Genomic DNA, 21969 nt, shown 5'->3' with positions numbered 1-21969 from the left:
TTCAGTGGGGGCGATCGTTGTCCGCACGGGCCGCGGCCTGCCGCTCGCGCCGCGCCCTGCGGCGCTGGCCGATGCGCCGGAATCCACCGGTCACATAGAGTAAAATTGCAAGAGGAACAACGCAGTAGAGCAGGAACGTCATGATGCCTGCGACGACTGTCGGCTCGGTTACCGACATCAGCAGCACGACATAAATCCAGGCAAGAGCAACGATCAGCATCGGTAGTTTCGGTTGGAATCACAAACAATTCTAAATGGAATATACATGAACATGCCCGACGCGCAGTCCCTGGCCAGCTGGATGAATCCAAGCCAGTGGCAATCCTGGATGTCCAACCCGGACGCCCTGGCAGGTGTTCCCATGCCCGGTGCCGCGCTGCTGCGCGACGCCGGTGCGACGGTGAAGCCGGAAGTACTGGACACCCTGAAGAACGAATACATGGCCGAATTCGGAGCACTGTGGCAGCAGCTCCTGGAAGGCAAGACGCCCGAGATCCGCGACCGGCGGTTCTCCGCCCCGGCATGGACCGCCAATCCCGTCACCGCGTTCAGCGCGGCGGCTTACCTGCTCAATGCCAAGTTCCTGCTGGCGATGGCCGATGCCGTCGAGGCGGCGCCCCAGCAACGGCAGAAGATCCGCTTCGCCCTGCAGCAGGTGGTCGATGCGATGTCGCCGGCCAACTTCCTGGCGACCAATCCGGAAGCCCAGCAGGCGCTAATCGAATCGAAGGGCGAAAGCCTGACCCGCGGCCTGAAGAACATGCTGGCCGACATGCAGAAGGGGCAGATTTCGCTGTCCGACGACAAGGCGTTCGAGGTCGGCCGCAACCTGGCCACGACCGAGGGCGACATCGTGCTGGAAACGCCGCTGTTCCAGTTGATCCAGTACCGGCCGCGCACGGAGACGGTCCGGCAGCGGCCGCTGCTGATGGTGCCGCCGTGCATCAACAAGTACTACATCCTGGACCTGCAGCCAAGCAATTCGCTGGTGCGCTACGCGGTCGAGCAGGGCAATACCGTGTTTCTGGTCTCGTGGCGCAACCCGGATGCCTCGCTGGCGAAAACGTCGTGGGACGACTACACCGAGCAGGGCGTGATCCGGGCCATCCGCGCCGTGCAGGACATCAGCGGGGAAGACACGCTGAACCTGCTGGGCTTCTGCGTGGGCGGCACGCTGCTGTCGACCGCGCTGGCGGTGCTGGCCGCACGCGGCGAGCAGCCGGCGGCCAGCCTCACCCTGCTGACCACGTTCCTGGACTTTTCCGACACGGGCGTGCTGAGCGTGTTCGTCGACGAACCGCAGGTGCAGTTGCGCGAGCAGGCGCTGGCGCAGGGCGGCCTGATGCCGGGGCGCGACCTGGCCAGCACGTTCTCGAGCCTGCGGCCGAACGACCTGGTGTGGAACTATGTGCAGTCGAACTACCTGAAGGGCAACGAACCGGCCGCGTTCGATCTGCTGTACTGGAACTCCGATTCGACCAACCTGCCGGGCCCGATGTTCTGCTGGTACCTGCGCAATACGTACCTGGAGAACCGGCTGAAGGAGCCGGGCCGCCTGACGGTGGCCGGCGAGAAGGTCGACCTGGCGACGATCGACGCGCCCGCCTTCATCTACGGATCGCGCGAAGACCATATCGTGCCGTGGACCTCCGCCTATGGCTCGATGAATATCCTCAACCCGGCGCGGCGCGACGCCAACCGCTTCGTGCTGGGCGCTTCCGGGCACATCGCCGGCGTCATCAATCCGCCATCGAAGAACAAGCGCAGCTACTGGGTCAATGACGACCGGCCGGAGAATCCCGATGCGTGGATGGCCGACGCCGTCGAGCATCCGGGCAGCTGGTGGCCCCTGTGGGCGGCCTTCCTGGCCGAGCACGGTGGCGAGGACGTGCCAGCCCGCACGCAAGCCGGCAACGCCGACTACCCGCCGGTCGAGCCGGCGCCTGGCCGTTACGTCAAGGAAAAGGCTGATTAAGCCGGGAAAGCCAGACGGTGGGAACAGTCTTTGTCCGGCGCTTATTTTCGTTGCGTTGCAATAAGCGCCATTCCACCGGCCCCCGGGTCGGTTTTATTCTGGATTTCATGCCGCTTTCATCCTACTGCGTGCGCATATAGTGAAATTTTCACTCTATAATAGGGTGAGCAGGGCTAGTGAAAGCGAACTCTACGTTCGCTTTTTTTCGTTTTTTTCATGGCCCTTTTTGAAACCCACAAGGAATGCGCTGCGGCGCAAAATACGGAACTCGTGATGAGTAGTGTAAAGAAAACTGCCGAACGCCTGATCAAGAAGTATCCCAACCGCCGACTCTACGATACGCAGACCAGTTCCTATATCACGCTGACCGACGTGAAACAGCTTGTGCTGGACAATGAGCCGTTCACCGTGGTGGATGCCAAGTCGAACGAAGACCTGACCCGCAGCATCCTGCTGCAGATCATCCTGGAAGAAGAGGCGAGCGGCGCGCCGATGTTCTCGACGGACGTGCTGGCGCAGATCATCCGTTATTACGGCCATGCGATGCAGGGCATGATGGGCTCATACCTGGAAAAGAATATCCAGGCCTTCACCGACATCCAGCGCCGCCTTACCACCGGCGCCGTGAATTTCGACGGCAAGACCTTCAGCCCGGAGATGTGGACGCAGTTCATGAACGTGCAGGCCCCGATCATGCAGGGCATGATGAACAACTACATCGACCAGAGCAAGAGCCTGTTCGTGCAGATGCAGGAACAGATGCAAAACCAGAGCAAGAACCTGTTCGGCGCCTTCCCGTTCGCCGTGCCACCCGTCACGCCCCCCAACGACAAGAAATAACATCCCCGCCTGCGCCACTCCGGTGCAGGCGAACATTCCCGCCGGCGACGTTACGCCCTCCACCGCCTGATGCGTAGGGTTTCCTTCAGTAGTACTAGTGCCGCTCAAGCAAGCCCACCCCAGATGCAAGTTCCGGGGTCAGGGAGGAATGCTGGCATGCACGCCAGCATCGTTCCGCAGGCGCGAAGCAGACTTCGCGAAACCCCTGCTACACCCCGGCGGGGCAGAGCAGGGGGTTCGAGGAGCACCGCTCCTCGCCTGCGTAGCGGTACCGGCATGCATGCCGGTACTCCTTCTTGACCCCAGCCCTTCGCTGTTGGGGTGAATGCATGCGCTTTCAATGTGTCGGGTTACGTTTTGACGTGGCGGCGTGAGGGACTGTCCCCTGTTGTTTAGCAGCCAGCTCGACAGTGGAATGCGGTAGATCACCCGTGATGTGTGCTTTTTACGACGACAGGAAACGTTTCCAAAAAAGTGTTTGACGCCGTAAAAAGCAGGCTGATAGTATTGGCAACAACAAGTGGAAGCGCTTCCACACTGATTCAGCCAAGGAGTGTCCGTGTTCAAGAAAGCATTGCATGCGCAGGTTGCCGAGACGTTCGACGTGCCGCCCGATTCGGTCCTGTGGCGCCGGGACTTCCTGCTGGGCGTGGCCACCGCCGCCTACCAGATCGAAGGCGCGGTGGACGAAGATGGCCGCCTGCCGTCGATCTGGGATACCTTCTCGGCGACGCCCGGCAAGGTGCTGCGCGGCGACACGGGCGCCGTGGCCTGCGACCACTATCACCGCTGGCGCGACGACGTCGACCTGATCGCCGCGCTGAACGTGGATGCCTACCGCCTGTCGATTGCCTGGCCGCGGGTGATGGACCGCGATGGCCGCGCCAACGAAAAGGGCATCGCCTTCTATCGCGAGCTGCTCCAGGCGTTGCGCGCCAGGGGCATTCGCACCTCCGTCACGCTGTACCACTGGGACCTGCCGCAACACCTCGAGGATGCCGGCGGCTGGTGCAACCGGGCGACGGCTTACCGGTTCGCCGAGTATGCGGACCTGGTGAGCCGCGAGCTGGCCGGCCTGGTCGACTTCTGGTCGACACTGAACGAGCCGTGGTGCTCGGCGATGCACGGCTACGGCACCGGCCACCACGCGCCGGGCCACACCAGCGTCACCGAGGCCAGCGCGGCGATGCACCACCTGCTGCTGGGCCACGGCCTGGCGCTGCAGGCGCTGCGCCGCAACGACCCGGCCTCGCAGAAGGGCATCGTCCTCAACGTGGGGCGCGGCACCACGGATGGCGATCGCCCCGAGGACCGCCGCGCCGCCGAACTGTTCGAGCTGCAGCACAATGACTGGGTGCTCGATCCGCTGCTGAAGGGCAGCTATCCCGCGGCGCTGTTCGAACAGCTGTGGCAGGGCGCCGAGCCGCCGGTGGAGGAGGGCGACCTGGCCATCATCGCCGCGCCGCTCGATTTCCTGGGCATCAATTACTACTTCCGCACCAACGTCCGCGGCGACGGCAACGGCGGTTATGTCGAAGTGGACCTGGAAGGCGTCGAGCGCACCCAGATGGGATGGGAGGTGTATCCCGAAGGCCTGGCGCACCTGCTGGTCGGCTTCCACGAACGCTACGCCAGCCTGCCGCCCATCTACATCACGGAAAACGGCATGGCCTGCGACGACGAGGTGATGGACGGCCACGTGGTCGACGGCCAGCGCATCGCCTTCCTGAACCGCCACCTGGCGGCGGTGGACCGGGCGGTGAAGGCGGGCGTCGACGTGCGCGGCTACTACATCTGGTCGCTGATGGACAATTTCGAGTGGGCCTTCGGCTACGAGCGGCGCTTCGGCATCGTCCATGTCGACTACGCCACGCAGCGGCGCACGGTCAAGCGCAGCGCCGAACTGGTGCGCGACTTCCTGGCGCGGCGCAACGGCCGATCCTGATTCCAGCCGGCAGCCTGTTTCACTTATCATTAGCATCCCATACCTATAAGGCGCCCCGATGCGCCATGGAGACGACATGAACAAGGCTACCCCCGGCGCCGTGGCGCGGGCCGCCGCCCTGGCGCTGGCATGGTCGCTGCCTCCGGCGCAGGCCACGCAGCAGCCGGCCGCGCCGCAGCCATCCGCCAAGGCATCCGCCAGGGCGCCCGCCGGTGCTCCCCTGAAGGCTACCGTGTCGCACTGGTGGACTTCCGGCGGCGAGTCGGCCGCGATCCGCCAGTTCGCCGATGCCTACACCCGCGCCGGCGGCCAGTGGATCGACCAGGCGGTGGCCGGCGCCGACCAGTCGCGCGCCTCGACGATCAACCGCATCGTCGGCGGCAACGCGCCGGTGGCGGCGCAATTCAACACCTCGAAGCAGTTCCGCGACATCGTCGACCAGGGCTTGCTGAACAACCTGGACGATGTCGCCGCGCGCGGCAATTGGGACAACATCCTGCCCCGCACCATCATCGACGCCATCAAGATCAACGGCCATTACTATGCCGCGCCGGTCGACATCCACATGCCGGCCTGGTTCTTCTACTCGAAGGCGGCCTACGCGAAAGCCGGCATCCAGGCCGAGCCGAAGAGCTGGGAGGAGTTCGTGGCCCAGCTGGAGCGACTGAAGAAGGCCGGCCTGATACCGCTCGCATTCGGCGGCCAGGTATGGCAGGAAAAGATCGTCTTCGACGCCATCTTCGCGCTGGTCGGCGGCCCCGAGCTATACCTCAAGATCTACCGCGACCGCGACCTGCGCGCCGTCGCGTCGCCGGCGTTCCGCGATGTGCTGGTCAAATTCAAGGCGCTGCGAGCGTACACCGATCCCGGCTCGCCGGGCCGCAACTGGAACGATGCCACGGCGCTGGTGGTCTCGGGGCGCGCCGGCGTGCAGATCATGGGCGACTGGGCCAAGGGCGAATTCACGTCGGCCGGGCAGGTGGCGGGCAAGCACTTCGGCTGCTTCCCCGGCTTCGGCCCGCGGCCGCCGTACATGGTCGCGGGCGACGCGTTCGTGTTCCCGAAGACCGCCAAGCCGCAGATCGTGCAGGCGCAGAAGCTGCTGGCGACCGTGATGACGGCGCCCGGCCCGCAGGCAGAGTTCAGCGCCCGCAAGGGTTCCATCCCGATCCGCCCGGACGTCGACATGAGCAAGCTCGATGTATGCGCCCGCATGGGCATCGAGATCATGCAGGACAAGGCGCGCCAGCTGCCCAACGCCGAGATGCTGCTCGACCCGGACCTGAACGGGGCGCTGCAGGACGTGCTGACGAACTACTGGAACCGCAACGAGACGCCGGAACGCGCGCAGCAGGCGTTTGCCCAGGCGATCCGGGACAACACATGGTAGCCGCGCCGAGGAAGCGCGTGCGCGCGGCGTCCCTGTCCGCCTGGATTGCGCTGGTGCCGATGGTCGCGACGGCGCTGGGCGCCTATGTGCTGACGATCCTGTGGACCGCGCGGGTCTCCGTGTCGTCCAGCCGCATCTTCCCGTCCGGCGACTTCGTCGGCCTCGGCCAGTACGAGCGGCTGTTCCGCAATGCCCGCTGGCTGCTGTCGCTGGAAAACCTGGCGATCTACGGCCTGCTGTTCATCGCCGCCTGCATGGTGCTGGGCTTCCTGCTGGCCGTGTTCATCGACCAGAAGGTGGCAGGCGAGGGCGTGCTGCGCACCGTGTTCCTGTATCCGTATGCGATGTCGTTCGTGGCCACGGGCCTGGTGTGGCAGTGGATCCTGAACCCCGAGCTGGGCATCCAGCAGGTGGCGCGCCATCTCGGCTTCGGCGATTTCACGTTCGACTGGATCGTCCAGCAGGACAAGGTGCTGTTCACGATCGTCATCGCCACGGTCTGGCAGGCTTCGGGGCTGGTGATGGCGCTGCTGCTGTCCGGCCTGCGCGGCATCGACGAAGAATTGTGGAAGGCCGCCCGCATCGACGGCATCCCGAAGTGGCGTGTCTACCTGTCGATCGTGCTGCCGATGCTGTGGCCATCGCTGTCGACCGCCTTCATCCTGCTGTTCGTGCTGGTGGTGAAGCTGTTCGACGCCGTGGTGGCGATGACGCAGGGCGGCCCCGGCACGGCCAGCGAAGTGCCGGCCAAGTTCATCATGGATTACCTGTTCGGCCGCGCCAATATCGGGCTGGCCTCGGCGGCCTCGATGGTACTGCTGCTGACGGTGCTGGCGATCGTCGCGCCGCTCTACTATGCGCGCCACAAGGCCATGCAAAGGGGAGTGAAATGAATCGCGATATCGTCCTGAGTGGGCCGCAACCCGTGCCACAATCCGTGCCACAACCTGTGTCTCATCCTTCTGCACGCCCCGTGCCGCAACCGCCGCCACCGGCCACGCCACGGCCGGCCGACTCCCGCTTCGCCGCGGCGCTCGCCGGCCCACGCCGCAAGCAGGCCTACTTCACGCCCGCCCGCATCGGCATCTACCTGTTCCTCGTGACGGCAGCCATGTTCTTCCTGGTGCCCCTGTACGTCATGCTGGTGACGTCCGTGAAGCCGATGGCCGAGATCCGGCTGGGTAACATCTTCGCGCCGCCGATGGCACCCACCCTGGCGCCTTGGCACAACGCCTGGCAGGCCGCCTGCACGGGCCTGGAATGCGAAGGCATCCGGGGCGGCTTCTGGAACTCCGTGAAGATCACCGTGCCCAGCGTGGCGCTGTCCATCGCGCTCGGCGCCGTGAACGGCTATGCGCTGTCGTTCTGGCGGCCGCGCGGCGCCAACGCGCTGTTCGCGGTGCTCATGATCGGCGCGTTCATCCCCGGCCAGGTGATGCTGTATCCGCTGGTGCGCGCGCTGGCCGCCGTGGAGCTGTACAGCAGCCTGCCGGGCATCGTGCTGGTCCACATCGTGTTCGGCATGCCGATGATGACGCTGCTGTTCCGGAATTATTACGCATCCCTGCCGCAGGAGCTGTTCAAGGCGGCCCGCATCGATGGCGGCGGCTTCTGGCGCATCTTCTTCGAACTGATGCTGCCGATGTCGACGCCGGTGATCGTGGTCGCGATGATCATGCAGGTGACGAACATCTGGAACGATTTCCTGCTCGGCCTCGTGTTCGCGGGATCGGACAACCTGCCGATGACGGTCCAGCTCAACAACATCATCAACACCACGACGGGCGAGCGCCTGTACAACGTGAACATGGCAGCCACGATCCTCACGTCGCTCGTGCCGCTCGCCCTGTATTTCTTTTCCGGCCGCTGGTTCGTCCGCGGTATCGCCAACGGTGCAGTGAAGGGGTAAAACCATGGCCAACGTTTCCATCCGCAACCTGCAGATCCAGCTGGGCGCCAACCGCGTCATCGATGCGCTCGACCTGGAAGTGGGCGCCGGCGAATTCATCGTGCTGCTCGGCCCTTCGGGCTGCGGCAAGTCGACCCTGCTGCACAGCATCGCCGGCCTGAACGACGCCGCCGGCGGCAGCATCTGCATCGGCGGGCGCGACATGACCTACGCCGACCCGAAGGACCGCGGCATCGCGCTGGTGTTCCAGTCGTATGCGCTGTACCCGACCATGAATGTCGAGCGCAACATGTCGTTCGGCCTGCGCATCAACGGCACGCCGAAGGCGGAGATCGCCCGGCGCGTGGCCCGCGCCGCCGAGATGCTGCAACTGGGCCCGCTGCTCAAGCGCAAGCCCGGCGAGTTGTCCGGCGGGCAGCGCCAGCGCGTGGCGATCGGCCGCGCCATCGTGCGTGAAGCCGACGTGTTCCTGTTCGACGAACCGCTGTCGAACCTGGACGCGAAGCTGCGCACCGAGCTGCGCCGCGAGCTGAAGGCGCTGCACCGGCAGCTGGGCGCCACGATGATCTACGTGACCCACGACCAGGTCGAGGCGATGACGCTGGCCGACCGGATGGCTGTCATGAAGGGCGGCGTGATCCAGCAGTTCGACACGCCCGACGCGATCTACCGGGCCCCGGAAAACCTGTTCGTGGCGGGCTTCCTCGGTTCGCCCGGCATGAACCAGTTCCAGGGACGCCTCGACACGGCGCACGGCATCCGCTTCGACAATGGCCACATGGCGCTGGACCTGTCGCACTATCCGTTCCGCCAGCCGCCCGTGCACGGCCAGCCGGTGGTGCTGGGTGTGCGGCCGGAAGATGTGCACGTCGCCGCCGATGGCGCCTTCGCGGCCCCCGTCACGCTGGTCGAGGCGATGGGCGCCCACCGCGTGGTGTGGCACAGCTTCCATGGCACCCAGGTGGCCGCCATCGTGCAGGACGACCGCCCCGGTGGCGCGTTCTCCCTGAACACCGGCCAGGCGTCGCTGTTCGACACGGCGACCGGCCAGCGCCTGTAACCCCAGCCCACCGATACGCAGGACCGGCCGCGCGAGCGGCATGCACCGTCGCGCGCGCACGGCTGGCCGGCTCGCGCCCGGCATTTCACCTGAAGCTTGCTGTACCCGCAGGGGCCCGCTGCACGCCCCATCCACCAACCGGAAGAAGAGGACAGGCAGATGAAACAGATGAGGAAGAGCGCGCTGGCGCTGGCGATTGCCGCGGCGATCGGCGCTCCCGCGGCGCAGGGCCAAACCACGACCCAGGCGCAAACCACGGCGGCCGGCGACAGTGCCACGGCGCAGGGCGGTGTCGAGCGCATCGTCGTGACGGCCAACCGCCGCGACCAGCTGGTGCAGGACACGCCGCTGGCCGTCTCCGCGTTCACGCAGGACACGCTGCAGAACAACCAGGTAAAAGACCTGGCCTCGCTGACCGCCCTGGTACCAAGCCTGCTCGTCGAGCCGCACAGCGATTCCGGCGGCGTGCACGTCTACATGAGGGGCGTCGGCTCGGCGAACCACACGGAGCTGGGCGACCCGGCCGTGGCCTTCTATGTCGACGGCATCTACCTGCCGCGGCCGCAGGGCGCCACGGCGCTGATGTACGACCTGTCGCACGTGGAGGTGGCGCGCGGCCCGCAAGGCACGCTCAATGGGCGTAACTCGACGGCCGGCGCCGTCAATCTCGTGTCCGCCGCGCCGAACACGCAGAAGCTGATGGGTTCCGCCTCCGTCACGTTCGGCAACCATCACCGCATCCAGACGCAGGGCATGATCAACATCCCGTTCAGCGAGAATGTCGCGCTACGCGTGGCGGCGATCAAGGACAGCCATGACGGCTACGTGGACTTCGCGCGCGGCTCGAACGTGCCGCCTGGCGCCGACAAGTACGGCGCACAGGACCAGGCCGGCGCGCGGGCCACGCTGCTGTGGAAGATCCTGCCGGCCTTGCGGGCCACCTTCATCGCCGACTATTACGAGGACAAGGGCGCCGGCAGCGTGTACCTGGCCGTCGAACCGGGCAACCGCGACCGCTGGAGCACCGTGATCGACACGCCCGGCACGCTGGACCAGTCCATCACCACCTACAAGACCAAGTGGAACTGGGCGCTGAACGACGCCGTGGACGTGCAATACCTGGGCAGCTGGAGCCGGCTCGAGCGCAGCAACGCCAGCGACGCCGATGCTGGCCTGTTCCTCGGCTTCAAGGCCGAGAACCGCACCGAATGGGGCCAGTTCGACAGCCACTCGAACGAGCTGCAGTTCCGTTCCGCCGAGGGCGGCGCGATCGAATGGGTGGCGGGCCTGTTCGAATTCGGCGAGAAGAACAAGATCCGCTTCGACATCGACCGCAGCCAGATTTCCGAGGCGGCCCTGCAGCAGGACCTTGCCGCCGGCAACGTGATCTTCGTCCAGCCCACCGTCGGCCAGTACGCCTCGGCGATGACGTTCATCCAGGGCGACCGCCAGCTGAAATCGAAAGCCGTGTTTGCGCAGGGCAGCTACAACCTCGACGAGCGCACCAAGCTGACGGCCGGCGCGCGCTATACGAAGGACCACAAGTTCGACCGGGGTGGCCAGAACTGGGCCTGCCCGAACTGGCCGGACAATGCGCCACGCGGCGCCACGGTGCTGACGCCGAACCAGGTGGCCCAGCTGGTCACGCCGGGCACGGGCCTGATCAATACCCACAACATCGGCCCCGGCGGCATCGTCACCGCTGCCACGTGCGGCAATACCCCAGGCGACAACACGGCGGACCTGAAGTACGGCCAGGCCACGTGGCTGGGCCGCGCCGAGTACAAGCCGGCGCCCGGCATCCTTGCCTTCGCCTCGGTGACGACGGGCTTCCACTCGCCGGCGATCGGCGACGGCGGCGCGACGACCAGGCCGGAAAAGCTGACCAGCTACGAGCTCGGCTTCAAGTCAGACCTGCTGGGCCGCACGCTGACGCTGAACCTGGACGCGTTCTGGATGAAGTACAAGGACAAGCTGGAATCGCAGGTGGTCAACAACACGCTGCAGAACTTCAACGCGGCCGGCGCCACCGTGAAGGGCATCGAGGCGGAATTCGCGTGGCGGCCGACGCCTGCCGCACGCATTTCCGGCAATGCCACGTGGCTCGACGCGACCTACGACAGCTTCCTGTCGTGCGATGTCGACGCGGCGCGGGCCAACGGGCAGGCGTGCGGCACCACGGCACCCACCGAGGACGTGGGCGGCTCGAAACTGAAGCACGCGCCGCGCTTCGCCACGACGCTGATGGCCGAGCATGATTTCACGCTCCGGGGCGGGCGCCTGACGCCGCGTGCCCAGGCGCATTTCGAGACCGAGTCCTTCGTCGGCGCAGGCGCGTTCAACCGCGACGTGCCCGGCCATCCAGGCGTCAAGCAGCAGCCGTCGTACACCACGGTGGACCTGTCGCTGCGCTGGGAACCGCTGGACAAGGCTTACACGGCCGAGCTGTTCGTCAACAATGCCACGGACAGGGAAGTGAAGTTCGACGCGATCGAGGTATGCACCCAGGTCGGCGCGCCGTGCCAGCCGAACCAGCAGATCTGGGCGGCCTACTACAACCAGCCGCGCACGTTCGGCGCGCGGTTGTCGATGAAGTTCTGAGCCTCGACGGTGGCCACGGCGCGGCTCATGCCGCCGTGGTTGCTGCGGGACCGACCGAATCGCGCATCGTCACCGTGGCCGGGAATTCGCGCACGATCGGGTAGCTCGTGCCGTAGCACTGGTTGGCAAGCCAGCGCACGGCATTCTGGGTGAGCTCGCGGATCGGGATGTGGATCGACGTGAGGCCCGGCGCCGTGAAGGCGGCGGAATAATCGTCGTCGTAGCCTATCACGGAAACCTCGCCGGGCACGCGCACGCCGTGCCGGTGCAGGCAGGCCAGCGCGCCAACGGCCATTTCATCGTTCGCGCAGAACAGCGCCGTGAAGGGCCGGCCGGCCGCGAGCAGTGCCTCGGCCGAGGCAAACCCGCCTTCCCGCGAAAAATCGGCATCGATGCGCTGCACGGCGCCGGCGGCGATGCCGGCCATCGCCAGTTCGGCGAAGAAGCCCTGCAGGCGCGCCGCGTTGTCGGTGGCGCCATGCGGCCCGGCGATGACGGCGATGCGGCGGTGGCCGTGCTGGAGCAGCGTGCGCGCGGCCAGTGCGCCGCCGGCGCGGTGGTCCGGGCAGAACGACGAGTCGGGCAGTGCGGGATGGGCGCGGTTCAGGAAAGCGATGCGGGGATGCAGCTCGTGCAGCATCGCCACGTCGTCGTCGCGCAGGTCGTGGCCCAGCACCACGATGCCGTCGCAGTCGCGGCCGATCAGGAACTTGACGGCCTCGATCGCTTCCTCGCGCGGCGGCAGCGGCCCGCAGCCTGTCGCGACCACCACGTGCCGGCGCAGCGCGCGCAGCTCCACGTCGGTCTGTTTCAGGATGGTGCCGTAGTAGGCGCCGAAGAAGGTGGGCGCGAAGATGCCGATCATGCCCAGCGATTGCGCCGACAGCGAGCGGCCGATGGAGGAAGGGCGGAAGTTCAGCTGCTCGACGGCCGCGCTGACGCGGCGCAGCGCATCGGCGGAAACGGGGCCGGCGCCGGAAATCGCACGCGATGCGGTCGACATGCCGACACCGGCGAGGGCTGCGACATCCTTCAGCGTGGCCACACGAACTCCCTGGATTGCGACGAGGTATGGTAGCACGTGGCCCGTTCGGGTAAAATAGCCGATTGGTCCGAACATTCGTTGACACTTGAACATGCAATCTCAGCCACTTTCCCGTCTTCCCAAGCCCGCCGATGGATCGCCAGCACAAGGTACGCCAGCACCGAAGGTGGGTTTCGTCTCGCTCGGCTGCCCGAAGGCGCTGGTCGATTCCGAACAGATCCTCACGCAGCTGCGCGCGGAAGGGTACGACACCGCCAAGTCGTACGCCGGCGCCGATCTCGTGATCGTCAACACCTGCGGCTTCATCGATGCGGCGGTCCAGGAATCGCTGGACGCCATCGGCGAAGCGCTGGCCGAGAACGGCAAGGTCATCGTCACCGGCTGCCTGGGCGCCAAGAAGGATGCCGATGGCAGTGACCTGATCCAGAAGATCCACCCGAAGGTGCTGGCCGTGACCGGCCCGCATGCGGTGGGCGAAGTGATGTCGCAAGTGCACACCCACCTGCCCAAGCCGCACGAGCCGTTCATCGACCTCGTGCCGCCGCAGGGCGTGAAGCTGACGCCGAAGCACTATGCCTACCTGAAGATCTCGGAAGGCTGCAACCACCGCTGCTCGTTCTGCATCATCCCGTCGATGCGCGGCGACCTCGTGTCGCGCCCGATCGGCGAACTGATGATCGAAGCGGAAAACCTGTTCAAGGCCGGCGTCAAGGAACTGCTGGTGATTTCGCAGGACACCTCGGCTTATGGCATCGACGTCAAGTTCCGCTCCGGCTTCTGGAACGGCCGCCCGGTGAAGACGCACATGACGCAGCTGACCGAAGCGCTGGGCCAGCTGGCCAAGCAGTACGGCGCCTGGGTGCGCCTGCACTACGTGTACCCGTACCCGCACGTGGACGAGATCATCCCGATGATGAGCGGCGGCCATGTGCTGCCTTACCTCGACATCCCGATGCAGCATGCCCACCCGGAAGTGCTGAAGCGCATGAAGCGCCCGGCGTCCGGCGAGAAGAACCTGGAGCGCATCCTGAAATGGCGCCAGATGAACCCGGACCTGACGATCCGCTCCACCTTCATCGCCGGCTTCCCCGGCGAAACGGAAGCCGAGTTCGAGTACCTGCTGGACTTCCTGAAGGAAGCGCAGATCGACCGCCTGGGCTGCTTCGCCTATTCGCCGGTAGAGGGCGCGACCGCCAACGAGATCGCCAACCCGGTCCCTGCGGAACTGCGTGAAGAGCGCCGCGGCCGCGTGATGCTGCTGCAGGAAGAGATCTCGAAGGCGCGCCTGAAGGCCAAGGTCGGCAAGACCATCAAGGTGCTGATCGACGAGCTCACCCCGTCCGGCGCGATCGGCCGCTCGGCCGCCGATGCGCCCGAGATCGACGGCGTGGTGCACGTCAAGAAACCGTTCGAGCCGCACAAGAAGCTGGCCGTCGGGCAGTTCTTCGACGTCGAGATCACCCGCGCCGACGCGCATGATTTGTGGGGGGAATCCTGAGCCCAGTGGGCTCAGGATTCCGACTGGCCGAGTTACCCCCGGCCGCCTGGAAGTAACGGCTACAATGAAAGGCGGACCATCATGGTCCGCCTTTTTTTATGCCGCGCTGTTACCACGCGCAGTTATTCACGCTGTTATTCGCGCTGTTTTCCCGCGCTGTTTATTAGACTTTCGCCCGATCCGACGCCGACATGACGACCAAGACCATCTCCCCGCAAACCTCGCTGATCCACTCCGATTACCAGCCGCCGGCCGGCTTCGGCGCCTTCCCGCCCGCCATCCACCACGCCTCGACGGTGCTGTTCCCGAACGTGGCGGCGCTCCGCTCGGGTAACTGGAAGGACAAGAGCGCCTATACGTACGGCCTGCACGGCACGCCCACCACGTTCACGCTGGAAGCGCGGCTGGCGGAGATCGAGGGCGGTACCGATTGCCTGCTGGCGCCTTCCGGCCTCGCCGCCATCGCGATGGTCGACTTCGCGCTGCTGAAGACGGGCGACGACATCCTCCTGCCCGACAATATCTACAACCCGAACCGCGTGCTGGGCAACTGGCTGCAGGAGTCGATGGGTATCACGGCGCGCTACTACGACCCGCTGGCCGGCGCCGGCATCGCGGAGCTGATCCGCCCGAATACGCGCCTGATCTGGACCGAGGCGCCCGGTTCCGTGTCGATGGAAGTGCCGGATCTGCCGGCGATCTGCGCCGCCGCGAAGGCCAGGGGCGTGGTGGTCGCGCTGGACAACACCTGGTCCGCCGGCATCGCGCTGCGCGCCTTCGACCTGGGCGTGGACATCGTGGTGCAGGCGCTGACGAAGTACCAGTCCGGCGGCGCGGATGTGCTGATGGGCGCAGTCATCACGCGCGGCACCGGCCAGGATGGTGGCCTGCACGACAGGCTGTCGCTGTCGCACATGCGGCTCGGCTATGGCGTCGGTGCCGACGACGCCTACCTCGTGATGCGCGGCCTGCCGACCATGAAGCTGCGCTTCGATGCCCACGACGCGGGCGCCCGCAAGGTCGCCGCGTGGCTGAAGGGGCGGCCGGAAATCACCAAGGTGCTGCACCCGGCATTCGCCGATTGTCCGGGACACGAAACGTGGAAGCGCGACTTCACCGGCGCCGGCGGCCTGTTCTCCGTGCTGTTCGATGCGCGCTATACGGAGGAGCAGACCGACCGCTTCGTCGACTCGCTGAAGCTGTTCAAGATCGGCTACAGCTGGGGTGGACCGAACAGCCTGTGCATTCCGTACCGCATCCAGGCGATGCGGCGCGGCTGGCTGGACCAGGGCACGCTCGTGCGCTTCAACATCGGCCTGGAAGAGCCGGACGATCTCATTGCCGATATCGAAGCGGCACTGGCAACGCTGTAGCCCTTAGTTCAAGCCTATCGTCTCGATGGAGTAAATCAATCGATCGCGACCTTTCAATCGATGGTCCCGCCTGCTTTAATGAAGAACGTAAGTCCATAAAAGGAGAAGTCTGCCAGCCCTTCATCGATAACTACAAGGAGGAGTCATGAAAGCTTCACGCGGTCTTGTCATCGGCGCCGGCGCCATCGCGCTTGCATTGATCCCGGCACTGGTGTGGACGCAGGACGGCAAGCCCAAGCCGCCGCCCGCGCAAACGCCGACCAGCTACATGAAGGTCGACATCACCGAACCCTTTCACGTGACGATGGAGCGGATGAAGGCGGCGCGGCCGGCCATCGAGCGCCGCCAGCAGGAACTGCTGGCGCAGCGCTACGACATGGCCAACCGGCCCGCGGCGGGCGTGACCATGTTCCGCGGCAAACCGGTACAGGAAGGAGTCAGGGTCAGGCTGCCGAAGGGAGTGACATGGCAGTCTCTCGCCGCGATGAGCCCCGAGGATATCCGGGCCCGGGGCGTGTATCCGAGTGGCTTCCTGCCGCTGTCGCACCCGAACCATCCGGAAGGCGGCATGCTGTTCCCGCAATTCCACATCGACGAGATCCTCCGGCAGGAGCGGCGCGACCTGAACCGCTTCGACCTGTCGTTCGACTTGCCCGACCACGTGCTGCCGGAATTCCCGGCCCCAATGTTTCTGACCACGCACCCGGAAATGGGCGACGTGACGAAGGGCCGGCTGCTGACGATCGATAACTACTACGAGATCTTCAACGGCCTGCTGAACCCCAAGCAGATCGAAGGCCTGCGCCTGCTGCTCACGCCATTCCCGCAGCAGCAGTTCAACCAGACGGAAGACCGGCGCTCGGCCCGGCCCAGCATGGGTGTGTCGTGCTTCGACTGCCACTCCAACGGCCATACCAACGGTTCCAATCACCTGGTCGGCGATATCCGGCCGCAGGAACTGCGCCACCGCATCGAAACGCCGACCCTGCGCGGCGTAAGCGTGCAGCGCCTGTTCGGTTCGCAGCGGGCGCTGAAGACGGTCGAGGACTTCACCGAGTTCGAACAGCGCGCCGCGTATTTCGACGGCGATCCCGTGATCGCCACGAAGAAGGGCGTCAACATCCTGGAGCGGGGCAGCCAGGTGCATTTCATGGCCGAATTCCAGGCACTGATGGATTTCCCGCCGGCGCCGAAACTGAACGTGTACGGCAAGCTCGATCCGAGGAAGGCCACCGCCCAGGAACTGCGCGGCGAGGCGGTCTTCAACGGCAAGGGCCAGTGCGTGGCCTGCCACGCGGCACCGTACTACACGGACAACCTGATGCACGACCTCAAGACCGAGCGGTTCTACAAGGTGCAGATGGTGAACGGCATGAAGGCGGTCGGCGACGGCAAGATCAAGACCTTCCCGCTGCGGGGCATCAAGGAATCGCCGCCGTACCTGCACGACGGGCGGCTGATCACGCTGGAAGATACCGTGGAGTTCTTCAACCTCGTGCTGGAGACGAAGCTGTCGGATGGGGAGAAGGCCGACCTGGTGGCATTCCTGCGGGTGCTGTAGGTCTGCGGCCTACACATTGAAGCACATGCCTTCACCCCAACAGCGAAGACCTGGGGTCAGACCCGCCGGGTCTGACCCCTGAACTTGCACTTGGGGTGGGCTTACCTTGAAGCCGTCATCTCGTCACGGCAGTGGCGTCACACCGGCTCGTTGTTGTTCAGCGCAAGGAAGCCGCGGATCAGCCGGTAAGCCTTCCAGACCCACGCGCCGACCCAGATGATCCAGGCGAACAGGATGCCGATGATCGTGGCGAACAGCACCCAGCCGATCGCCATCCAGACGAAATACCACCAGAACGAGCGGATTTGCCAGCCGTGGTGGCTGTGCACGAAGGTGCCCGCCGTCTCCGGCCGCTTCACGTAGTTCAGGATCAGCGGAATGAAGGAGAACAGGCCGAGCGTAAACAGAAAGCTGACAGCATGCGCCACGTAGAGCCACCATGCCCAGCTCTTGGCCGAGTCGGTGCGGGCATCGAGAACCAGGTCCTGGACCATTTGCACACTCCCTGTCTTGAAGGATGAAAGGAAGGCACAGTCTATAGCAATTTTGCCAAGCCCGGCGCGCAGCGAGCGGCTACGCCAGCGCCAACGTCAGAGGCTGCGCCCGTCGTAATGCTGGACGGGAATGGCGTCGAGGTCGATGTCGTCGATGCAGCGGAGGTTGATGGCCGCCGTCGCATTGCCGTTCGGGTCGGAGCCTTCGCCATACGGATGGATGCCGCAGGCCGGGCAGAAACGGTGCCGGATCACGTGCTTGTTGAACAGGTACGCGGCCGCGTTGTCTTCCGGCGTCGTCACCTTCAGCTGGTCGCGCGCCACGAACCACAGCAGCGATCCCTTGCGACGGCAGATCGAGCAGTTGCACGCCAGCGCACCATCGATCGTGCCTTCGACTTCGAACGCCACGTTACCGCAGTGGCAGCTTCCCTTGTAAAGCATGGCTCCTCCGTGGATTGGACAGCAATGGCCTGATCGTCAGGCTGATCGTCAAGCTGATGGTCAGGATTGGTCGCTGCTGGCGTATTCGGCCGCGGCCTTGGCGGACCACATCGCTTCATTTTCGGAAGGATAGGGTTCGTCGTAGCCTTCGACGCTGCCGTCGTCGCCGATGAACCACAGCGTCCAGCCGCCTTCGACCTGCTGGATGGCGATGTCGCCGGGGCGGCAATGGGTGGCGGGTTCCTCGCCGGTATCGAGGGTGACGATGCGGGTGCGCCGGTGCGTGATCGTGGTGGGCATGATTATTGGTATTGACGCAGGTAGGCAAGCAGGTTGGCGATCTTGCGCTCGTCGGAATAACCCCACAGGCGCATCTTCGTGCCCGGCACGACGTCGTCCGGATCGCGCAGGAACGCGGCCAGGGTCTTGTCGTTCCAGACGACCGGCGACTTCTTCATCGCGGCGGAATAGGCATATTGCGTGCTGCCGGCGCGGCGGCCGAACAGCTGGTTGAGGTGCGGGCCGAACGCGTTGCGGGCACCGGGCCCCACCTGGTGGCACGAGGCGCACACCCGGAACGCGGCCGCGCCGGCCTTCGGGTCGGCGGCGGGGGCGGCGTTGGCATTCAGGGCAGGCAGCATGGCAATCAACAGCACAGGGACATGGACAAGGCCGGATCGTTTCATGGCGCGACGTTTCATGGCCTGATTATAGACCCGCCGGGGCCGCCCGTGCGCCGTCCAGCGGGTCCGGCTGCTACAGTTGGCATTCCTTCAACGAAGCGCACCGACCATGAATACGCACCGACTTGCCGACAACATCAAGCATCTCGCCGGCTGGCTGCTGGTCACCTTCGCCGCCGCCGCGCTGGGCACCTGGGCCTCGCAGGATGCGCCGCGCTTCTACGCGCAGCTGGACAAGCCGGATTGGGCACCGCCCGCCGGCGTGTTCGGCCCGGCATGGACGGTGCTGTACCTGCTGATGGCGATCGCCGCCTTCCTGGTGTGGCGCACCCGCGGCTTTTCGACGGCACCCCGCACGCTCGGCCTGTACCTCGTGCAGCTGGCCGCCAACGCGCTGTGGAGCTGGCTGTTCTTCGGCTGGCACCTCGGCGCCGCCGCATTCGCGGAAGTGCTGGTGCTGTGGGCGCTGATCCTGGCGACCACGGTCGCGTTCTGGAAGGCGCGCCGCATCGCCGGCATCCTGCTGCTGCCTTACCTCGCCTGGGTCACGTACGCCAGCGCGCTGACGTTCGCCTGCTGGCAGCGCAACCCGCAATTGCTGGGGTAGCGCCACCCCTGGACGGATGCGCCGCCGTTGTCTATGCTCCCCGGATTACATTGGAGAAGAGACATGAGCGGACCCCTGGCTGGCATCAAGGTAATTGAAATCGGCGCACTGATCGCGGCGCCGTTCGCGGCGCGGCTGATGGCCGAATTCGGCGCCGACGTGATCAAGATCGAGGCGCCCGGCGACGGCGACCCGATCCGCAAGTGGCGCAAGCTGCACAACGGCACGTCGCTGTGGTGGTACCTGCAGTCGCGCAACAAGCGCTCGATCGCGCTGAACCTGAAGAGCGCGGACGGCATCGCCATCGTCAAGCGCCTGCTGGAGGATGCCGATGTCCTGATTGAAAACATGAAACCCGGCGCGCTGGAAAAGCTCGGTCTCGGCTGGGACGTGCTCCACGCGCTGAATCCGAAACTGACGATGGTGCGCATTTCCGGCTACGGCCAGACCGGCCCCTATAAAGACCGGCCGGGCTTTGGCGCCATTGGCGAGGCGATGGGCGGTATCCGCTACACCACCGGCGAGGCGGGCGGCGTGCCGGCCCGTGTCGGCGTCAGCCTGGGCGATTCGCTGGCGTCGCTGCATGCGGTGATGGGCGCGCTGATGTCGGTGCTGCGCGTGAAGACGGGGCAGGGCGACGGCCAGGTGGTCGACGTGTCGCTCGTGGAGAGCGTGTTCAACCTGATGGAAAGCCTGGTGCCGGAATACGACCTGCTGGGCCACGTGCGCGAGCGCAGCGGCGGCGCCTTGCCGGGCATCGCGCCATCCAATACGTATCCCACGCGCGACGGCGCCTACGTCGTCATCGCCGGCAACAGCAACCCGATCTACAAGCGGCTGATGGCCGTGATCGGGCGGCAGGACCTGGCCGACGACCCGCAATTCGCGCAAAACGACGGCCGCGCCGCGCAGGCCGCGCTGATCGATGCCGCGATCGCCGGCTGGACGTCGCGCCATCCGATCGAGCGCGTGCTGGCGGAGCTGGAAGCGGCCGACGTGCCGGCCGGCCGCATCTATTCAGTGGCCGACATCGTCGCCGATCCGCACTACCAGGCGCGCGACATGATCCTGCGCCAGACGCTGCCGGACGGTGTCGAGGTGGCCATGCCGGGGATCGTGCCGAAGCTGTCGGCAACCCCGGGCGCGGTGCGCTGGCAGGGCCCGGCGCTGGGCGAACATACCGATGCCGTGCTGGCCCAGCTGGGCATGACGGCGGCCGATATTGCCCGGTTGCGGGAGAATGGCGCGGTGCAGTAGGTTACAGGGCCGGCGCGATGCCGGCCGGTTACGCGAATGGGTGCCTGATTGAAAGCGCATGCACTCACCCCCAACGGCGAAGGGCTGGGGTCAGGAAGGAATGCTGGCCTGCATGCCAGCACCGTTCCGCAGGCGCGAAGCATGCTTCGCGAAACCCCTGCTTCACCCCGGCGGGGCGTAGCCGGGGTTTCAAGGAGCATCGCTCCTTGCCGGCGTAGCGGTACTGGCCTACCAGCCAGTACTCCCTCCTGACCCCGGAATTTGCACTTGGGGGAAGCTTATTGAAGCGGCATCAGTGTCCGACATCGAAGGACCGGTGTCCGACACCAGGCCGCGAACGCCGCCAGCCGCATTGACCACTGCGGCTGGACGGCGTGGTCGTCCCGAACCCGGCGGGGCAGCTCAGTCCAGCAAATTGAGGATGCCGTCCAGCCCGACGTAGTTCAGCGCCACCGTGGCCTGCTCGCGCACGACCGGCTTGGCGCGGAACGCCACCGACATGCCGGCGATCCCCATCATCTTCAGGTCGTTGGCGCCATCGCCCATCACGATCGCCTGGTCCGGCGAAATGCCCAGCGTGGCGCAGACCTGCTCGACGGTCGCGCGCTTGGCCTCGGCGTCGACGATATCGCCCAGCACCTTGCCGGTCAGCTTGCCGTCGACGATTTCCAGCTGGTTGGCGCGGGTGAAGTCCAGGCCCAGCATCGGCTTCAGGCGGTCGGTGAAATAGGTGAAGCCGCCGGACACCAGCAGCGTCTTCAGGCCGGCCGCCTGCACGGCCTTCAGCATGCGCTCGGCGCCGGGCGAAAGGCGCAGCCGTTCCTCGAACACGCGCTCCAGCGCCGAAGCATCGAGTCCTTCGAGCAGCGCCACGCGGCGGCGCAGGCTTTCCGAGAAATCCAGTTCGCCGCGCATGGCCGCCTCGGTGATCGCCGCCACCTGCGGTTTCAGGCCCTGCATGTCGGCGATCTCGTCGATGCATTCGATCGTGATCAGCGTGGAATCCATGTCCATCGCCACCAGTTTGAAGTCGGCCAGGCGCTGCGCGCCCATCATGTACGTGGCGTCCAGCTCGGCCGCATGGGCGGCCACCTCGATGGTCTGGCGCAGCGCGGGCGAAAAGGCGATGCCCTCGCAGCGCAGCGCCGTATCGGAAATGCGCGTGACGCGCTGCGGCGCGGTCAGCGCCGCGATGCGCTCGAGGCGCGGATAACAGTCGTCGAGCCCTTGCAGGACGAGGTTCATGGTGACGTCTTGTACTTGATTCATCGGGCTGGATTGGTCCGG

20 protein-coding genes are annotated in these 21969 nt (G+C 65.7%); 13 read left to right on the top strand and 7 right to left on the bottom strand.

What is annotated here, in order from left to right; all coding sequences use genetic code 11:
• Window position 1 precedes the first annotated feature (1 nt).
• Window positions 2-220, bottom strand: a complete 219-nt coding sequence (locus EYF70_RS14315) for a hypothetical protein (RefSeq protein WP_131146015.1) — start codon at window positions 218-220, stop codon at window positions 2-4.
• Window positions 221-265: 45 nt separating this feature from the next.
• On the opposite strand from EYF70_RS14315, the gene phaC reads away from it, so the two are divergent.
• The 8 genes from phaC (at window position 266) to EYF70_RS14275 (ending at window position 11720) form a co-directional block, all read left to right on the top strand.
• Complete coding sequence (gene phaC, locus EYF70_RS14310) at window positions 266-1975, top strand: class I poly(R)-hydroxyalkanoic acid synthase (protein ID WP_131146014.1); 1710 nt, start codon at window positions 266-268, stop codon at window positions 1973-1975.
• A gap of 273 nt (window positions 1976-2248) precedes the next feature.
• The gene (phaR, locus tag EYF70_RS14305; protein ID WP_131146013.1) at window positions 2249-2815 is read left to right on the top strand and encodes a polyhydroxyalkanoate synthesis repressor PhaR; all 567 of its coding nucleotides are present in this window, start codon (window positions 2249-2251) and stop codon (window positions 2813-2815) included.
• 559 nt (window positions 2816-3374) lie between these two features.
• The gene (locus tag EYF70_RS14300) at window positions 3375-4760 is read left to right on the top strand and encodes a GH1 family beta-glucosidase (RefSeq protein WP_174800404.1); all 1386 of its coding nucleotides are present in this window, start codon (window positions 3375-3377) and stop codon (window positions 4758-4760) included.
• A 76-nt stretch (window positions 4761-4836) separates the two neighbouring features.
• Complete coding sequence (locus EYF70_RS14295) at window positions 4837-6150, top strand: ABC transporter substrate-binding protein (protein ID WP_131146011.1); 1314 nt, start codon at window positions 4837-4839, stop codon at window positions 6148-6150.
• Entirely contained in the window at window positions 6144-7043 is a 900-nt protein-coding gene (locus tag EYF70_RS14290; protein ID WP_131146010.1) for a carbohydrate ABC transporter permease, read from the top strand. The genes EYF70_RS14295 and EYF70_RS14290 overlap by 7 nt, the downstream gene beginning before the upstream one ends.
• A 56-nt stretch (window positions 7044-7099) precedes the next feature.
• A complete protein-coding gene (locus tag EYF70_RS14285) occupies window positions 7100-8059 on the top strand; it encodes a carbohydrate ABC transporter permease (RefSeq protein ID WP_229420861.1) in 960 nt (319 codons plus the stop codon).
• A 4-nt stretch (window positions 8060-8063) separates the two neighbouring features.
• On the top strand, window positions 8064-9119 hold the full coding sequence (locus EYF70_RS14280; protein ID WP_131146008.1) for an ABC transporter ATP-binding protein: 1056 nt from the start codon (window positions 8064-8066) through the stop codon (window positions 9117-9119).
• Window positions 9120-9278: 159 nt separating this feature from the next.
• The gene (locus EYF70_RS14275) at window positions 9279-11720 is read left to right on the top strand and encodes a TonB-dependent receptor (protein ID WP_131146007.1); all 2442 of its coding nucleotides are present in this window, start codon (window positions 9279-9281) and stop codon (window positions 11718-11720) included.
• Window positions 11721-11745: 25 nt separating this feature from the next.
• Here EYF70_RS14275 and EYF70_RS14270 read toward each other — a convergent pair whose 3' ends face one another.
• Entirely contained in the window at window positions 11746-12765 is a 1020-nt protein-coding gene (locus tag EYF70_RS14270) for a substrate-binding domain-containing protein (protein ID WP_174800403.1), read from the bottom strand.
• 91 nt (window positions 12766-12856) lie between these two features.
• Here EYF70_RS14270 and rimO point away from each other — a divergent pair, with 91 nt between their 5' ends.
• The 3 genes from rimO to EYF70_RS14255 all read left to right on the top strand — a co-directional run bounded on the left by rimO (window position 12857) and on the right by EYF70_RS14255 (window position 17197).
• On the top strand, window positions 12857-14263 hold the full coding sequence (gene rimO, locus EYF70_RS14265) for a 30S ribosomal protein S12 methylthiotransferase RimO (RefSeq protein WP_229420860.1): 1407 nt from the start codon (window positions 12857-12859) through the stop codon (window positions 14261-14263).
• A gap of 191 nt (window positions 14264-14454) precedes the next feature.
• Complete coding sequence (locus tag EYF70_RS14260) at window positions 14455-15636, top strand: cystathionine beta-lyase (RefSeq protein ID WP_131146005.1); 1182 nt, start codon at window positions 14455-14457, stop codon at window positions 15634-15636.
• Between the two features lie 145 nt (window positions 15637-15781).
• A complete protein-coding gene (locus EYF70_RS14255; RefSeq protein ID WP_131146004.1) occupies window positions 15782-17197 on the top strand; it encodes a cytochrome B6 in 1416 nt (471 codons plus the stop codon).
• A gap of 137 nt (window positions 17198-17334) precedes the next feature.
• On the opposite strand, the gene EYF70_RS14250 is transcribed toward EYF70_RS14255, so the two are convergent.
• From EYF70_RS14250 to EYF70_RS14235, 4 genes are all read right to left on the bottom strand, one after another.
• Window positions 17335-17691, bottom strand: coding sequence for a DUF4870 family protein (locus EYF70_RS14250; RefSeq protein WP_131146003.1), 357 nt, complete (start codon window positions 17689-17691; stop codon window positions 17335-17337).
• Window positions 17692-17787: 96 nt separating this feature from the next.
• Window positions 17788-18135: a GFA family protein gene (locus EYF70_RS14245; RefSeq protein ID WP_131146002.1), complete on the bottom strand. Its 348-nt coding sequence runs from the start codon at window positions 18133-18135 to the stop codon at window positions 17788-17790.
• A gap of 60 nt (window positions 18136-18195) precedes the next feature.
• Entirely contained in the window at window positions 18196-18435 is a 240-nt protein-coding gene (locus EYF70_RS14240) for a hypothetical protein (protein ID WP_131146001.1), read from the bottom strand.
• A gap of 2 nt (window positions 18436-18437) precedes the next feature.
• A complete protein-coding gene (locus EYF70_RS14235; RefSeq protein ID WP_229420859.1) occupies window positions 18438-18776 on the bottom strand; it encodes a c-type cytochrome in 339 nt (112 codons plus the stop codon).
• A 151-nt stretch (window positions 18777-18927) separates the two neighbouring features.
• Here EYF70_RS14235 and EYF70_RS14230 point away from each other — a divergent pair, with 151 nt between their 5' ends.
• Window positions 18928-19425, top strand: coding sequence for a TspO/MBR family protein (locus tag EYF70_RS14230; protein WP_131145999.1), 498 nt, complete (start codon window positions 18928-18930; stop codon window positions 19423-19425).
• Window positions 19426-19488: 63 nt separating this feature from the next.
• A complete protein-coding gene (locus EYF70_RS14225) occupies window positions 19489-20682 on the top strand; it encodes a CaiB/BaiF CoA transferase family protein (RefSeq protein WP_131145998.1) in 1194 nt (397 codons plus the stop codon).
• A gap of 402 nt (window positions 20683-21084) precedes the next feature.
• Here the strand turns inward: EYF70_RS14225 and serB are convergent, their stop codons facing one another.
• Window positions 21085-21927 (bottom strand): phosphoserine phosphatase SerB, encoded by an 843-nt coding sequence (serB, locus tag EYF70_RS14220; RefSeq protein WP_131145997.1) that lies wholly within the window; start codon window positions 21925-21927, stop codon window positions 21085-21087.
• Window positions 21928-21969: the final 42 nt, after the last annotated feature.

Origin of the sequence: Pseudoduganella albidiflava (genome assembly GCF_004322755.1) — a bacterium.
GTDB lineage: Bacteria > Pseudomonadota > Gammaproteobacteria > Burkholderiales > Burkholderiaceae_D > Rugamonas > Rugamonas albidiflava.
Note: the sequence above shows the minus strand (reverse complement) of the source record. Positions and strands in the feature narration are given on the sequence as shown.